The sequence below is a fragment of the Paenibacillus baekrokdamisoli genome, assembly GCF_003945345.1.
In the GTDB taxonomy this organism is placed as follows: Bacteria; Bacillota; Bacilli; order Paenibacillales; family Paenibacillaceae; genus Paenibacillus_Z; species Paenibacillus_Z baekrokdamisoli.
Window position 1 is genome coordinate 6,012,501 of the sequence record NZ_AP019308.1, and the last position, 15,449, is coordinate 6,027,949.

Below are 15,449 nucleotides of genomic sequence, written 5' to 3' on the forward strand. Positions count from 1 at the left end.
GTAGCGAAATTCCTTGTCAGGTAAATTCTGACCCGCACGAATGGCGTAACGACTTGGGCGCTGTCTCAACGAGAGATCCGGTGAAATTTTAATACCTGTGAAGATGCAGGTTACCCGCGACAAGACGGAAAGACCCCATGGAGCTTTACTGCAGCTTGATATTGGACTTTGGTACGATCTGTACAGGATAGGTGGGAGCCTAAGAAACCGGAGCGCCAGCTTCGGTGGAGGCACCGTTGGGATACCACCCTGATCGTATCGGAGTTCTAACCTGGTACCGTAATCCGGTACAGGGACCGTGTCAGGTGGGCAGTTTGACTGGGGCGGTCGCCTCCTAAAGAGTAACGGAGGCGCCCAAAGGTTCCCTCAGAATGGTTGGAAATCATTCGTAGCGTGTAAAGGCATAAGGGAGCTTGACTGCGAGACCTACAAGTCGAGCAGGGACGAAAGTCGGGCTTAGTGATCCGGTGGTACCGCATGGAAGGGCCATCGCTCAACGGATAAAAGCTACCCTGGGGATAACAGGCTTATCTCCCCCAAGAGTCCACATCGACGGGGAGGTTTGGCACCTCGATGTCGGCTCATCGCATCCTGGGGCTGAAGTAGGTCCCAAGGGTTGGGCTGTTCGCCCATTAAAGCGGTACGCGAGCTGGGTTCAGAACGTCGTGAGACAGTTCGGTCCCTATCTGTCGTGGGCGTAGGAAATTTGAGAGGAGCTGTCCTTAGTACGAGAGGACCGGGATGGACGCACCGCTGGTGTACCAGTTGTTCCGCCAGGAGCATAGCTGGGTAGCTACGTGCGGACGGGATAAGCGCTGAAAGCATCTAAGCGTGAAGCCCCCCTCAAGATGAGATTTCCCAATTTAGTAAGACCCCTAGAAGACGACTAGGTTGATAGGTTCGAGGTGGAAGTGCAGCAATGCATGCAGCTGACGAATACTAATCGGTCGAGGGCTTATCCTACCGCTTCTCACCACAGGTGAGGGCAAGGCTTCGGGACTTACGTGTAACAGTTAACAGAGGCTAAGACAACATTTCGCAAATGTTCGTATCCAGTTTTCAGGGCGTAAGGCTCTGTACACCGATTCTTGAGTAATCAAGATCACGTTTGGTGGCGATGGCGAAGGGGACCCACGCGTTCCCATCTCGAACACGACCGTTAAGCCCTTCAGCGCCGATGGTACTTGGACCGCAGGGTCCTGGGAGAGTAGGACGTCGCCAAGCACGATCAACCGACTGCAGTCATGCAGTCGGTTTTTTGTTGTTTATTAATTTGTTATTTCATTGTGATTTACTTATTTGAATAGAGCCTCACGATCAAATATTTGTAATTGAAGTTAATTTATTAGGATCAATCTAAACACTGTAAGAATCATCTAATGGTCAGATAAAGTAAAAAGGTACCTCTTAATAGTGAGGTATAAATGTGTAATATCCGCCCAAGATAATAAGGGAAGTTGTAGCGGTAAATCACTTGACCTTTTCACAGAATTGCGTATAATAAAGTTAAAGTCAAAGAAAGTCAAAGTCAACTTAACTAAAAACTTTGACAATTCCGATTTTTTCGGTTTATTAAGCCGAAATGTTTTGGTAATTGAGGGAGGTTGGCGAAATGCGCAACATTTCCGATCTCATTGAGCAGTACTTGAAGCATATGCTGCAGGAAAGCTCAGATGGCGCGGTTGAATTACAGCGCAACGATTTAGCAGACCGTTTCTCTTGCGTTCCGTCTCAAATCAATTACGTCATCAGTACCAGGTTCACTGTGGAGAAAGGCTATTTTGTGGAGAGTAAGCGTGGTGGAGGCGGTTATATCCGCATTCAGCGCGTTGAATTACCTACCCTTACAGCTATTCAAGGTCATATTGTGCATACAATAGGCGAACAGGTGGATCAATGTGCAGCAGAAGGTCTCATTTATCAGCTAGAGGAGGCGCAGTTCATCTCGAAACGCGAAGCGAATCTGCTTCGAGCAGCGGTATCTCGCGAATCGATTGCGGTTAAGCTCCCATTGCGTGACGAAATTCGGGCAAGGCTTCTAAGGGCCATGCTCATTACACTGCTTGTTAAGTAATCCACTGCGCGCCCTTACTAATATAAGAGAGGATACACTGATCCGTGCTTATATTATTGAGGGGAGATATGGAATTCGTCGATCATTATGGATTAGGTGGTTACCATTTCTTCTTAGCCCTGAACGAGGAGGGATAGTGCGGAATGCTTTGTCAAGAATGCGGCAAGAAACCGGCAACACTTCATTTTACGAAGATTGTGAATGGTGAAAAGACGGAGTTTCATATTTGTGAATCTTGTGCGCGGGAACGAGGCGAAGGAATCCCAGGTACGGCAAACGGATTTTCGATTCACAGTCTTTTATCGGGATTGCTTGATTTTGAACCGAGTACTTTTGGTACCAAGCCTCCACAGATTCGTTGTGAGGCATGCGGGTTAACTTATACCCAATTCAGTAAAATGGGACGCTTCGGCTGCAGTAACTGCTACAAACAGTTTGGCAGCAGGCTCGATCCAATACTCAAACGCGTGCATGGTAATACGGTGCATGTCGGTAAAATTCCAAAACGTACCGGTGGGCAGATTCAGCTTAAACGCGAAATCGAGGAGCTCAGAAAAGATTTACATGAGTTAATCGATCGTGAAGAGTTTGAGAACGCGGCTCAGATCCGTGACCGGATTCGTGAACTGGAACGTCATGTAGCAGATATTTAGTGCACAGGATGGAGGATTCGGTATGCCAAAGCGATCATATGTTGAAGAAGCACTTAGTGATTGGATGAAAGGTACCGGCCCTGATTCAGATATTGTCATCAGCAGCCGAATACGTCTGGCTCGTAATTTGCGAGGCCATCCATTCCCCATGCTAGCCACAATCCAGCAGGCCCATGATGTCATGGAACAGTTAACTTCAGTTGCTGAGACGGGCAAGTTAAACGATCTCGGACATTTTGATACGATAGAGCTTACTGATTTGAATGAACTTGAACGAAGAGTACTTGTGGAGAAACATCTGATTAGTCCAAACCTCGCTAATGAGTCACGTTGTGGGGCGGTTATTTTAAGTCAGAATGAATCTGTGAGTATTATGGTCAATGAAGAGGATCATTTGCGGATCCAATGCCTGTATCCTGGCTTTCAGATTCAGGAGGCTTGGGAACTGGCTAACCGCATTGACGATATATTTGAAGAAGGGGCTGATTACGCGTTTGATGAGCGGCGAGGTTTTCTGACCAGCTGCCCAACGAATGTTGGAACGGGTATTCGTTCCTCAGTCATGATGCATCTACCGGGGCTTGTCATGTCACAGCAAATAAACCGCATATTATCTGCCATAACCCAAGTGGGACTCGCGGTACGCGGTACTTATGGTGAAGGCAGTGAAGCACTCGGGAATCTGTTTCAAATTTCGAATCAAATAACGCTTGGACAATCTGAAGCGGAGATTATCGAAAATTTGCACAGTGTGGCCAAACAAATTATTGAGCATGAACGAGCGGCACGTCAGCGTATGCTGGAGGAGTCACGTGTGCGGCTAGAGGATCGGCTGTTCCGTTCCTATGGTATTTTATCGCATGCTATGATCATGGACTCGAAGGAAGCCGCACAGCGCTTGTCTGATGTCCGGCTCGGAATTGATTTGGGTCTGATTAAAGATGTGTCGCCACAGGTAATGAATGAAATGATGGTTTTAACGCAGCCAGGTTTTCTCCAACAGGTATTCAATGAAAAAATGACTCCTGAACAGCGAGATATCCGGCGAGCAGAACTCATACGACAGCAATTAAATTGTAAATCCGATCATGGGGGTGTATGAACATGATGTTTGGTAGATTCACGGAAAGAGCACAGAAGGTGCTCGCACTAGCTCAGGAAGAAGCGGTTCGTCTCGGTCATAACAATATAGGCACAGAGCATATTTTGCTCGGACTTAACCGAGAAGGGGAAGGAATAGCGGCCAAAGCTTTAATTGGTCTTGGTCTTAGCTTGGAGAAAATTCAAGACGAAGTTGAAACCCTTATCGGTCGTGGTCAAGAGCAGCCGACTAATATTGCTTATACGCCGCGTGCAAAAAAAGTGATTGAGCTTTCAATGGATGAAGCACGTAAGCTGGGGCACACCTATGTGGGCACAGAGCATATTTTGCTCGGCCTTATCCGTGAAGGTGAAGGTGTAGCAGCCCGTGTGCTTAACAATCTTGGTATTAGTCTTAATAAAGCACGACAGCAGGTGTTACAGCTTTTAGGCAGTAGTGAAGCGGTGTCCAGCAGTCATGGTGCGCCAACGAACGTAAGCACACCAACACTTGATGGCCTAGCACGTGATTTGACTGCTTATGCGAAGGAAGGCCACCTGGATCCTGTCATTGGTCGAAGCAAAGAAATTGAGCGCGTTATTCAAGTGCTTAGCCGTAGAACCAAGAATAATCCGGTACTCATCGGTGAGCCAGGGGTAGGTAAAACGGCGATCGCTGAAGGGCTTGCTCAGAAGATTATCGCTGGAGAAATTCCAGAAACACTCCGCGACAAACGTGTAATGACGCTCGATATGGGCTCCGTTGTTGCAGGTACGAAATATCGTGGGGAATTTGAAGACCGCCTCAAAAAAATCATGGATGAAATTCGTCAAGCCGGAAACATTGTACTGTTCATTGATGAGCTGCATACGCTTATCGGTGCAGGCGGTGCGGAAGGAGCCATTGATGCTTCAAATATTCTTAAGCCGGCACTTGCTCGGGGAGAATTGCAATGTATCGGAGCAACAACACTGGATGAATATCGTAAATATATCGAGAAAGATGCTGCTTTGGAGCGCCGCTTTCAGCCAATCACGGTTGATCAGCCTTCTCCTGAAGAAGCGATTCAAATCTTGCATGGCTTGCGTGATCGCTATGAAGCACATCACCGTGTCAAGATAACAGATGAAGCGATTGTGCAAGCTGTTAAGCTGTCCGATCGTTATATAACCGACCGCTTCCTGCCAGATAAAGCGATTGATCTGATCGATGAGGCGAGCTCCAAAGTACGCTTGAAATCGTACACGGTACCGCCTAATTTGAAGCAGCTGGAGAACCGCCTAGAGGATATTCGCAAGGAGAAAGATTCTGCGGTTCAAAGTCAAGAATTCGAGAAAGCGGCAGCACTTCGCGATACAGAACAAAAAATTCGTGAAGAGCTGGACGTAACGAAGAATCAATGGAAAGAGAAGCAAGGCCGTACCGATTCCGAAGTTACACCTGAGGATATTGCTCAGATCGTAGCGAGCTGGACGGGTATTCCGGTTAGTAAGCTTGCTGAAGAAGAGACGCAGCGTTTGCTAAATATGGAAGATATCCTTCATGACCGGGTAATCGGTCAGGAAGAAGCGGTTAAAGCAGTGTCCCGTGCTATCCGCCGGGCACGTGCGGGTTTGAAAGATCCGAAACGTCCAATGGGCTCCTTTGTATTCTTGGGTCCTACAGGCGTAGGGAAAACAGAGCTTGCAAGAGCACTTGCAGAAGCGATGTTCGGCGATGAGAATGCGGTTGTTCGTATCGATATGTCCGAATATATGGAGAAACATTCGACTTCTCGTTTAGTCGGGGCGCCTCCAGGGTATGTAGGATATGAGGAAGGCGGACAGCTGACAGAGAAAGTTCGTCGGAAGCCATACTCCGTTGTACTTCTCGACGAAATTGAGAAAGCACATCCGGATGTATTCAACATCCTGCTGCAGGTACTTGAGGACGGTCGATTGACGGATTCTAAAGGTCGTGTCGTAGATTTCCGGAATACGCTCATCATCATGACGTCGAATGTCGGTGCTGATCAAATAAAACGTAATACCTCACTTGGCTTTACAGCCGTGCAGGATGCGGGCCGTGACTTCTCAATCATGAAGGAAAAGGTGCTTGCGGAGCTTAAGAAGAGCTTCCGTCCTGAATTCTTGAACCGAATCGACGAAACAATCGTGTTCCATTCCCTCGACAAGGAGCATATCGCACAAATTGTGACATTAATGTCCGATGAGCTGCGCAAACGTCTTCGCGAGCAGGAAGTGGACTACGTCCTCACAGATGCAGCAAAAGAATTTTTGGCTAAAGAAGGCTTCGATCCGCAATACGGTGCGCGTCCGTTGCGTCGTGCAATTCAGAAACATATCGAGGATCGGTTATCCGAAGACCTTTTACTTGGCAAAATTGCTAAAGGTGATTCCCTGGTAATTGATGAGAAGGACGGTGCTTTGACCGTTACTCATACGATATCAGCATCCGAAGAACCTGCGGCAAAATAATATTTTCTTTTCGAATACGGAATACCTCTTGTCCACCCCTATCGGAGATTCGCTGTTACAGCGGTTCGTTCATTAGGGGAGGGCCGGGGGTATTTTTGTATGCAGTAAACAATAAGCCTGAAGATTTGTTTATCGTGGGAATGCTTGTTACACTATATACATGGGATTCATTATAAAGGTGGAAAAAGGAGGCATATACGTATGATCGTTGTTACGAATACAATAAAGGTAAAGAAGGGCCATGGAGAATCAGTGGCTCAGCGGTTTCAGAATTCGAAGGGTGTTGAGACATCTCCGGGTTTCGTTCAAATGGAAGTGTTATTTACAGAGGGGCTTGAAGAATATGATGAGCTTAAGGTTTGCACCCATTGGCAGGATAAACAATCCTTCGAGGGTTGGGTAAACAGCGATTCATTCCGTCAGGCCCATGCACAGCGTGCAAGCGGGGCTTCAAGTCAAGGAGGTCCTAGTGGGCAAGGTCAGCATGGCGAAGGGGCGCCGGCTGCTCCACAAGGTGAGAGTGTTATGCTCGGTTCACAAATGACGACGCATACGGTTCTAGTGTCACGGCTTTCAGGCAACTCTAATTAAACGAGTTTATTTGAATGACAAGTAGCCCCCACCTAGGCAAGAAGGTGTGCCTGTATGGGGGATTTTTATATAAGATTAACACCACTTGCTTGCCGTATTTAAAGATTGTTTAAAACGATCGCCGTCATTTTGAAAAAGTATTTATACCTTCCATTAGAAATGGTAAACTTTGAGTGATAGATCAGAAGGAGCCGAATATGGCAAAAGTTAAAATAAAATTCGCGTGTACGGAATGCGGGACAGAAACACCAAAATGGCTTGGAAAGTGTCCAGGCTGTGGTTCATGGAATACGATGGTAGAAGAAAAAGAAACCGTTGTGAAAACACAAGGAATGGGCTCTTCAATCATTCAGACGAAAGAAAAGCCACTTCCTATCATACATATAGAGAGTGGTCAGGAGCAGCGGATTGAAACGACGCTTCTGGAGCTCAATCGTGTTCTTGGTGGAGGTATTGTACCGGGCTCACTCATTCTTGTTGGTGGTGACCCAGGTATAGGTAAATCTACCCTTCTGCTGCAGACCTCTCATGCGCTGGCATCAAAGGCACTGACTGTTCTCTATATCTCTGGAGAGGAATCAGTTCGTCAAACCAGGCTGCGTGCAGATCGATTGGGAGCGCTAACCGACAAACTCTATGTGTTATGCGAGACGAACATGGAACAGATCAATGAAGCGATTGAATCGGTCCAGCCGGATTTTCTGGTCATTGACTCTATTCAAACCGTATATGACCCCAATGTGCAATCAGCCCCAGGTAGTGTCTCCCAAGTACGGGAATGTACCGCTCATTTCATGCGTGTAGCGAAGATTAAAGGGATTGCAACCGTGCTAGTTGGTCATGTCACCAAGGAGGGGGCAATCGCAGGTCCTCGAATGCTGGAGCATATGGTGGATTGTGTGCTTTATTTTGAAGGGGAGAGGCATCATTCTTATCGATTATTGCGTGCAGTGAAGAATCGTTTTGGCTCGACTAACGAAATCGGAATTTTTGAGATGGTAGAGGATGGGCTGCGTGAAGTAACGAATCCATCTGAATTATTTTTGTCGGAAAGACCGCTTGGCGTGTCGGGTTCAACGGTTGTTGCCAGCATGGAAGGTACCAGACCTGTGCTCGTGGAGCTTCAGGCGCTCGTAACGACGACAAATTTCCCATCCCCGCGTCGAATGTCGACTGGTATCGATCACAATCGGATGGCGCTTATTATCGCGGTGCTGGAGAAGCGCATGGGTATGTTTTTACAGACGCAGGATGCTTACTTAAATGTTGCGGGCGGTATTAAATTGGATGAGCCAGCAGTGGATCTTGCGGCTGCGGTAAGTATAGCATCGAGTTTTCGTGATGCACCGACACGACCATTCGACGTTTTCTTTGGCGAAATTGGACTGACAGGTGAAGTAAGAGCTGTTTCAAGGGCCGAGCAGCGGGTAAAGGAAGCACAGAAGCTTGGATTTAAGCGGGTTATCATGCCTGTGAAGAGCTTGAAGGGTTGGACCCCGCCGGCTGGTATTGAAATCATAGGCGTAGAGACCGTTGCTGAGGCGCTAGCGGCAGCTTTCGGATAGAGGGGGGTATCATGAAAGAGATGAATCAACTAGAGATAATGAATCAGCTGCTGCAAATGGTTGCGCCAGGCATGGCATTCCGAGAGGGACTTGATAACGTACTGCGAGCTAAGACTGGGGCACTGATTGTTGTTGGATATAGTCCAGAAGTGATGGAAGTGGTAGATGGTGGATTTTCAATCAATTGTGATTTCTCCCCCAACTACTTGTACGAGCTGGCCAAAATGGACGGCGCTATTATCTTGAGCGAAGACCGTAAAAGAATCTTATATGCGAATACGCAGCTTATTCCAAATAGCTCTATTTCCTCCATTGAGACAGGGATACGGCATCGTACGGCTGAACGTGTAGCCAAGCAGACTGGTAAGCTGGTCGTTTCCATTTCGCAGCGTCGGAACGTGATCACCTTATATCAAGGTCAGCTTCGATACTCGCTTAAGGATATGGCCGTTATTTTAACTAAAGCCAATCAGGCGATTCAAACACTGGAGAAGTATAAAGTAGTACTGAATCAGTCGTTTACTAATTTATCTGCTTTAGAATTTGAAGAGATGGTAACGCTGCAAGAGGTTGCGCATGTCATCAAACGGTTAGAGATGGTTATACGGGTCAAGATGGAAATTAAACGATATGTGAATGAGCTTGGTACTGAAGGGCGACTCATAAGCATGCAGATGGAGGAATTGGTTGGCGGGGTTGAGGAAGAGGCATGGTTCCTTCTAAAGGATTATGCTAAGGATCAGCAGGAAGATAAAATCCGGGATATCCGCACAGCCATTCGCAAACTGAATGCAGAGGAACTGCTTGAGCTCCCACAAATCATTAAGTTGCTGGGCTATTCTGGAATGAGTGCGGCTTCTGAAGATATGGTGGCATCTCGTGGCTACCGACTCCTCAGTCGAATACCACGTTTACCAGCTGTTATCATGAACAATTTGGTTGAGCGATTTGAGAATTTGCCCCATATTCTAATGGCCACCATTGAAGAACTGGATTCCGTCGATGGAATTGGTGAAGTGAGAGCTCGTGCTATTAAAGAAGGATTGAAGCGGATCCAAGAGCAGATGTTCATTGACAGACAAATCTAAATCCCATACAATGTGAGAATGCGGAAAAACCGTTGGTTGGATCTGACAATATCGTTCAATTCCGGAAAACTTCTGTAAAAAGTTTTCATTCAATCGTTGTACAAGTAAGAAATGAACTGCGCCCTAGACTGCCTAGGCCGGATCTTCTTGGTTTGCTGACAATACTGCAACAAGCGGTTTTGGGGCATAGTAAAGATGAGGTGGAGTAAAATGATTTTGAAGTCGATACCGAGTCTTTTTACGGTGGCGAATCTTTTTCTAGGTATCGTCGCCATAATTCTCGTGTTTCCTGAGAATGCAAAACCTGAAGTTGCTGCGATGATGGTTATTATTGCCATGCTGATGGACGGAGTAGACGGTCGAGTCGCCCGTGCGCTTAATGCTCAGAGTGAGTTCGGTAAGGAGCTAGATTCGCTCTCGGATGTCATTTCGTTCGGAGTAGCGCCTGCGTTTATTATGTACAGTGTGGCTTTCCAAGAACTAACTGCTGCACCTGCATGGATTATTACAGCCTTGTTCCCGATATGCGGTGCACTTCGTCTAGCAAGATTCAATGTGGTCTCGGGTATGCCGGGGTATTTCATCGGGTTGCCGATCCCAGCTGCTGGAGGGGTACTTGCCACCCTTGCGTTATTTCATAAAGATATTGCAGTTCCCGTTCTCTTGGTAAGTACATTGGTTCTTGCCTTCCTTATGGTGAGTACCATTAAGTATCCGAACTTCAAAAAAGTAGGCATTCCGAAGAATGCAATATGGGTTGTACCCATTATTGTTGTTATTGCTGTCATATTGGGAATTCTATTCCCGCATCATTTATCCAAAATTATTTTTGTACCCTTGGTGCTATATGCGCTTTACGGCCTAAAAAAAAACGTTGATCGGCGTCTCCCCGGCAGAAAACGCAAGCGCCGGATGAAGGAAGCGAAGCTACAAGAAGAAGCAGAGCATAGTGCGTAATGCACGACGCCGTTCACATTAAGAAGACCACCTTATTCATCCGTAATGGGATGTAACGAGGTGGTCTTCTTTTTTCATTTCTGGAAGTCTAAGTTAAATTGAATAAGCCTAAAGTAGAACATTTATCAGACTCATTAGCGACTACATTCTCTAGTTGAATACCAAGTAAATTACACATAGCAGACATGTAGAACAAATTGCGGCCGAGCTCGCTTTGAATCGCATCCCTGCAATGCTCACACAAATCGCCAGAGATGTGATGGTGAAGCTTTGTCTTTGCTTGCTCTAGATTGAAATCGTCTGCATACTCCTGCTTTCGGGCGTTCAGTTCGATACAGCCGCATTCCGTAACGGATTTGGCTACTGCACGATTAACAGAAGCGCCGGATTGGCCATATTTCGATAATACATCAAGCAAGCTGCGATGTCGCAACAGCAATTCGGATACTTGCTGCTGGAACTGCTCCAACGTTTGGGCGCTCATCGATTCCACCTCATTTCGGGAATGGCATTGCTACTTCTTATTATAAGCGTCAAAGGATATTTTTTCAAAAAGGAATTGTTCGAATTGTCCTATTTTGGTTCAAGGTTAATAAATTCTAACCGTTTCTTTCCTTTTGAGCGATTAACGTGTGAAATATTGGCACATAATTGTAATGGAGGTGGATTTATGTGATGAAACGAATAATTCAGTTGATTGGTTTATTGTTTGGAGGCGTCCTTGGTGCTCAAGTACATAGCTGGATGAGTATGGGGACGATTTTTACGGATGCAACTTACGGTATGATGCAGCAATCAGGCGGTTATTATTTGAATGTTGGAATTGGAGCTTTATGTGGACTTGCGGCTGCAACCGTGTTAGCCGGTCCTTTTATGCGCTTTATGCAGCAGGGTGCGGACCGTGCGGCTGCAATGCCAACAGGAGAGCTGATGTCTGGTGCAGGTGGCTTGCTTGTAGGACTTGCGTTATCAGCTTTACTGTTTCCAGCTGTTTCTGGATTGACTGGCACAGGCGTGTTCTTACCCATTGTTATGACGTTATTCTTCGGTTATGTGGGTTTGCAAATTGGCTTAAGCAAGAGAGAAGAATTAACGGAGCGTTTGTCTGCTTTTTTTCAATGGAGAGCTAAATCGTCTGAAATTGATGAAGACAGCAGCTACGAAGAACACAAAATATTAGATACGAGCGTCATTATCGACGGCCGAATCGCCGATATTTGCAAAACCGGATTCATTGAAGGCACGCTCGTTATCCCAGAGTTTGTACTGGAGGAGCTTCAGCATATTGCCGATTCTTCGGATTTGCTGAAACGAAACCGCGGTCGTCGGGGGCTTGATATTCTCAACAAAATTCAGAAGGAGCTCGACGTCAAAGTACTCATCTATGAAGGTGATTTTGAGGATGGGGAAGTGGACAGTAAGCTCGTTAAGCTTGCGAAGGTTCTTCATGGTAAGGTAGTGACTAATGACTTCAACCTCAATAAGGTTTGCGAGCTGCAGGGTGTATCTGTTCTGAATATCAATGATCTTGCTAATGCAGTCAAGCCGGTTGTCCTTCCAGGTGAAGAGATTGTCGTTCAGGTCATTAAGGACGGCAAAGAGCATGGACAAGGGGTAGCCTATCTAGATGATGGAACAATGATCGTAGTTGAGGGTGGACGTGATTATATCGGTACGACCATGGAAGTGCTTGTGACAAGTGTACTACAGACATCCGCCGGTCGAATGATATTCGCCAAACCGAAGTTATTGGAAAAAGCGCTGTAACACGGTATGATAGTACACGGATGATGGTTCACTGGGTGAATGGTGAGGCATCAAGTTTACAGCGAGGCGGTTGAAGGGCATGGAGGCAGTACAGGCGCAATGGGGCGTTGTCGTTGTGGCAGCAGGACGTGGAATGCGGATGGGGACCAAGGAGAGCAAACAGTATCTGCTTCTGCAGGACAAGCCTATTCTCGTTCACACCCTTGAATTGTTTGAGGGAATGGAAGAGGTTTCTGAGATTATACTCGTTGTTGGTGAGCAGGATGTAGCACGCTGTGAAGCGTTTGTTCGCGAATATGATCTTATCAAAGTAAAGGCTGTGCTGGCAGGTGGTAGTGAGCGTCAGCATTCTGTAAGAATCGGATTGCAATCACTTGGTACGGAATGGGTTATGGTGCATGATGGGGTTCGGCCTCTTGTAACTCAATCAGCTGTTCGCTCCTGCATGTCAATGGCGGAGAACGTTGAAGCCGCAGTACTTGCTGTGCCTGTGAAAGATACCATTAAGCAAGTGAATGAAGCGGGTGTCATTGTTGCGACACCGGACCGTCGAAGCTTGTGGGCCATTCAAACGCCCCAAGCTTTTCGACGTTCCTTGCTAATAAGAGCGCATGAGCAAGCGGCGCTTGAGGGCTTTCTTGGAACGGACGACGCTATGGTCGTTGAACGTCTTGGTATTCCGGTTTCTGTAACGGAAGGCGAATATACGAATATAAAAATCACAACGCCTGAGGATTTGCCTTGGGCGGCATTCTTACTTGCGAGTAACAGCAAAAGTAAGACGGGGAAAGGGGAAAAGGAATTATGATTCGAGTAGGACAAGGTTTTGATGTCCATCAGCTAGTAGAAGGGCGTCCCTGTATTATTGGAGGAGTGACGATTCCATACGAGAAGGGGCTGCTTGGTCATTCGGATGCGGATGTTCTGCTTCATACCATCAGCGATGCTGTGCTAGGGGCGTTAGGACTAGGTGACATCGGCAAACATTTTCCGGATACAGACCCAGCTTTTAAGGATGCCGATAGCTTGAAGCTGCTGGAGCATATCTGGGCACTTGTTAAGGAACGTGGATATAAGCTAGGGAACGTGGATGCTACTATTATTGCCCAGCGCCCAAAGATGGCTCCTTATATACCACAAATGGTTGAGGTTATTGCAGGTGCGCTTGAAGCTGAAGAACGGTCTCAGGTTAATGTCAAAGCTACTACGACGGAGCAGCTTGGATTTACTGGACGGGGCGAGGGAATCGCTGCACAAGCGGTTGTATGCCTCGTAAAAGTTATGCTATGATCGTGCAATACAGTAATTGACGGAAGGAGATTGAACACAAATGACACAACAAATTCGAGTGCGTTATGCGCCTTCGCCAACGGGGCACTTACATATTGGTAATGCAAGAACGGCCTTATTTAATTATCTATTTGCACGCAATCTTGGCGGAAAATTTATTATACGCATTGAGGATACCGACATAAAGCGTAATGTGGCAGGCGGCGAAGAGAGCCAGCTGACGTATCTGAAATGGCTGGGTATTGATTGGGACGAGAGCGTTGATATCGGAGGGGGATATGGACCGTATCGCCAAACCGAACGACTGGATATTTATCGCGAGTACTGGCAGGATTTAATTGACCGCGGTCTAGCTTACAAATGCTACTGTACGGAAGCAGAGCTGGAGGAGGAGCGGGAGGAGCAAACTTCACGTGGCGAAACCCCTCGTTATTCAGGCAAACACCGTGATCTTACAGAGGATCAGCGCCAGACTTTCGAAGCTGAAGGTCGCGTACCGAGTATTCGCTTCCGTGTACCAGAAGGCAAGACGTATAGCTTTAATGATCTAGTTAAAGGCCAGATCAGCTTCGAAACGGAAGGGACTGGCGACTTTGTCATCGTGAAGAAGGATGGTATCCCTACTTATAACTTTGCTGTAGCACTAGATGATCATTTGATGGCAATCAGTCACGTATTGCGTGGGGAAGACCACATCTCAAATACGCCGCGCCAATTGATGATTTATGAAGCTTTCGGCTGGGAGCCGCCGATATTTGGACATATGACGCTTATCGTGAATGATCAGCGGAAGAAACTTAGTAAACGTGATGAGTCGATTGTTCAATTCATTGAGCAATATGATAAGCTCGGCTATTTGCCGGAAGCCATGTTTAATTTTATTACATTGCTGGGCTGGTCGCCTGAGGGTGAGCAGGAGATTTTCACGCGTGACGAGCTCGTCCAAGCCTTTGATTCCAATCGCCTAAGCAAAAGTCCAGCTGTATTCGATTCGAACAAACTCCGCTGGATGAATAATGAATATTTGAAAAAGACTGAGCTTCCTCGATTGGTTGATTTATGTGTGCCGCAATTGCAGAAGGCTGGTCGTTTACCAGATGAAATTGACGAGGCTGGACACGCATGGGCGTCTGCTCTAATCGCTTTATATCAAGATAAGCTTCATTATGCGGCAGAGATTGTACCGCTTACGGAATTGTTTTTCAATGCAGAAGTGACGGATGAAGAAGAAGCGAAGGCAGTTCTCGCTGAGGAGCAGGTACCTGTCGTGCTGCAGGCCTTTGCTGATCAGCTCGCAGCGCTTGACACTTTAGAGGTTGATGGGATAAAAGCTGCTATTAAGGCGGTTCAACAATCGACTGGATTTAAAGGCAAGCAGTTGTTCATGCCGATTCGTGCTGCGCTTACGGGTCAAACGCATGGGCCTGATCTTAATCAAACGATAGCATTGCTTGGTAAATCTAAGGTTGTAGAGCGTATTCAATTCCGACTGGGCTAATGCGGATTTTTAGCTTATCTCTATAAAGTCTGGCGGTAAGCTTTATCCAAAGCACTTGTCAGTTTTTCGACAGTCAGCTATACTTGAAGCACTATATGTATCATATAATGATTTATCGATAATAAAGCTTAGAACAGGAACGTTCATTTTATTAAAGGAATTATCAGAGAGGGCGACCTTTTGAACGGAGCCGCTGCTACTTGTGTTATTTGATGCACGTCAGTGATCCGAGAGAATGGCTGAGAGTCGTTTAGTCCTTGAAGTGAACATTGCGCCTGGGAGCTGCACTATTGATCCGCGTCATGAATGACTTTGCTGTTCATCCTTGGACAGGAGTAGAATCATGTTGCACGGGGTAGGTGGTGACGATCGATCCGCGTTAAGGATCTTGAGATGGGATATGCTTTC

Annotated in this window: 13 protein-coding genes and 2 rRNA genes (1 of these 15 only partly in view); 14 read left to right on the forward strand and 1 reads right to left on the reverse strand. The window is 46.7% G+C overall.

The window, feature by feature from the left end; genetic code table 11:
• The 10 genes from EKN16_RS26320 to pssA form a co-directional block, all read left to right on the forward strand.
• A 23S ribosomal RNA gene (locus EKN16_RS26320) occupies positions 1–963 on the forward strand (it extends 1,968 nt beyond the left edge of the window).
• A gap of 144 nt (positions 964–1,107) precedes the next feature.
• Positions 1,108–1,224 (forward strand): 5S ribosomal RNA (rrf, locus tag EKN16_RS26325).
• Positions 1,225–1,612: 388 nt separating this feature from the next.
• On the forward strand, positions 1,613–2,074 hold the full coding sequence (locus EKN16_RS26330; protein ID WP_125663839.1) for a CtsR family transcriptional regulator: 462 nt from the start codon (positions 1,613–1,615) through the stop codon (positions 2,072–2,074).
• Between the two features lie 143 nt (positions 2,075–2,217).
• On the forward strand, positions 2,218–2,727 hold the full coding sequence (locus EKN16_RS26335; RefSeq protein WP_125663841.1) for a protein-arginine kinase activator protein McsA: 510 nt from the start codon (positions 2,218–2,220) through the stop codon (positions 2,725–2,727).
• 22 nt (positions 2,728–2,749) lie between these two features.
• A complete protein-coding gene (locus tag EKN16_RS26340; RefSeq protein ID WP_125663843.1) occupies positions 2,750–3,829 on the forward strand; it encodes a protein-arginine kinase McsB in 1,080 nt (359 codons plus the stop codon).
• 2 nt (positions 3,830–3,831) lie between these two features.
• Positions 3,832–6,285 (forward strand): ATP-dependent Clp protease ATP-binding subunit, encoded by a 2,454-nt coding sequence (locus EKN16_RS26345; protein ID WP_125663845.1) that lies wholly within the window; start codon positions 3,832–3,834, stop codon positions 6,283–6,285.
• Positions 6,286–6,486: 201 nt separating this feature from the next.
• On the forward strand, positions 6,487–6,876 hold the full coding sequence (locus EKN16_RS26350) for an antibiotic biosynthesis monooxygenase (RefSeq protein ID WP_125663847.1): 390 nt from the start codon (positions 6,487–6,489) through the stop codon (positions 6,874–6,876).
• Between the two features lie 197 nt (positions 6,877–7,073).
• The gene (radA, locus tag EKN16_RS26355) at positions 7,074–8,441 is read left to right on the forward strand and encodes a DNA repair protein RadA (RefSeq protein WP_125663849.1); all 1,368 of its coding nucleotides are present in this window, start codon (positions 7,074–7,076) and stop codon (positions 8,439–8,441) included.
• An 11-nt stretch (positions 8,442–8,452) separates the two neighbouring features.
• On the forward strand, positions 8,453–9,529 hold the full coding sequence (gene disA / locus EKN16_RS26360; protein WP_125663851.1) for a DNA integrity scanning diadenylate cyclase DisA: 1,077 nt from the start codon (positions 8,453–8,455) through the stop codon (positions 9,527–9,529).
• Positions 9,530–9,739: 210 nt separating this feature from the next.
• Positions 9,740–10,486 carry a CDP-diacylglycerol--serine O-phosphatidyltransferase gene (pssA, locus tag EKN16_RS26365; RefSeq protein ID WP_125663853.1) on the forward strand — a complete coding sequence of 249 codons (747 nt, stop codon included), beginning with the start codon at positions 9,740–9,742 and terminating at the stop codon, positions 10,484–10,486.
• A gap of 88 nt (positions 10,487–10,574) precedes the next feature.
• On the opposite strand, the gene EKN16_RS26370 is transcribed toward pssA, so the two are convergent.
• A complete protein-coding gene (locus tag EKN16_RS26370; RefSeq protein ID WP_125663855.1) occupies positions 10,575–10,970 on the reverse strand; it encodes a nucleoside triphosphate pyrophosphohydrolase family protein in 396 nt (131 codons plus the stop codon).
• Between the two features lie 191 nt (positions 10,971–11,161).
• Here EKN16_RS26370 and EKN16_RS26375 point away from each other — a divergent pair, with 191 nt between their 5' ends.
• The 4 genes from EKN16_RS26375 (at position 11,162) to gltX (ending at position 15,041) form a co-directional block, all read left to right on the forward strand.
• Positions 11,162–12,253, forward strand: a complete 1,092-nt coding sequence (locus EKN16_RS26375) for a PIN/TRAM domain-containing protein (protein ID WP_125663857.1) — start codon at positions 11,162–11,164, stop codon at positions 12,251–12,253.
• A 79-nt stretch (positions 12,254–12,332) separates the two neighbouring features.
• A complete protein-coding gene (gene ispD, locus EKN16_RS26380; protein ID WP_125663859.1) occupies positions 12,333–13,061 on the forward strand; it encodes a 2-C-methyl-D-erythritol 4-phosphate cytidylyltransferase in 729 nt (242 codons plus the stop codon).
• Positions 13,058–13,543 (forward strand): 2-C-methyl-D-erythritol 2,4-cyclodiphosphate synthase, encoded by a 486-nt coding sequence (ispF, locus tag EKN16_RS26385; protein WP_125663860.1) that lies wholly within the window; start codon positions 13,058–13,060, stop codon positions 13,541–13,543. Before ispD ends, ispF begins: the two co-directional genes overlap by 4 nt.
• Before the next feature lie 40 nt (positions 13,544–13,583).
• Positions 13,584–15,041 (forward strand): glutamate--tRNA ligase, encoded by a 1,458-nt coding sequence (gltX, locus tag EKN16_RS26390; RefSeq protein ID WP_125663862.1) that lies wholly within the window; start codon positions 13,584–13,586, stop codon positions 15,039–15,041.
• The last annotated feature ends 408 nt before the right edge of the window (positions 15,042–15,449 follow it).

Coding starts and splice junctions, on each gene's coding strand:
- ispF (WP_125663860.1), top strand. CDS start 13,058: ATGATTCGAGTAGGACAAGGTTTTGATGTCCATCAGCTAGTAGAAGGG.
- EKN16_RS26375 (WP_125663857.1), top strand. CDS start 11,162: ATGAAACGAATAATTCAGTTGATTGGTTTATTGTTTGGAGGCGTCCTT.
- gltX (WP_125663862.1), top strand. CDS start 13,584: ATGACACAACAAATTCGAGTGCGTTATGCGCCTTCGCCAACGGGGCAC.
- pssA (WP_125663853.1), top strand. CDS start 9,740: ATGATTTTGAAGTCGATACCGAGTCTTTTTACGGTGGCGAATCTTTTT.
- EKN16_RS26330 (WP_125663839.1), top strand. CDS start 1,613: ATGCGCAACATTTCCGATCTCATTGAGCAGTACTTGAAGCATATGCTG.
- disA (WP_125663851.1), top strand. CDS start 8,453: ATGAAAGAGATGAATCAACTAGAGATAATGAATCAGCTGCTGCAAATG.
- EKN16_RS26350 (WP_125663847.1), top strand. CDS start 6,487: ATGATCGTTGTTACGAATACAATAAAGGTAAAGAAGGGCCATGGAGAA.
- radA (WP_125663849.1), top strand. CDS start 7,074: ATGGCAAAAGTTAAAATAAAATTCGCGTGTACGGAATGCGGGACAGAA.
- EKN16_RS26335 (WP_125663841.1), top strand. CDS start 2,218: ATGCTTTGTCAAGAATGCGGCAAGAAACCGGCAACACTTCATTTTACG.
- ispD (WP_125663859.1), top strand. CDS start 12,333: ATGGAGGCAGTACAGGCGCAATGGGGCGTTGTCGTTGTGGCAGCAGGA.
- EKN16_RS26340 (WP_125663843.1), top strand. CDS start 2,750: ATGCCAAAGCGATCATATGTTGAAGAAGCACTTAGTGATTGGATGAAA.
- EKN16_RS26345 (WP_125663845.1), top strand. CDS start 3,832: ATGATGTTTGGTAGATTCACGGAAAGAGCACAGAAGGTGCTCGCACTA.
- EKN16_RS26370 (WP_125663855.1), bottom strand. CDS start 10,970: ATGAGCGCCCAAACGTTGGAGCAGTTCCAGCAGCAAGTATCCGAATTG.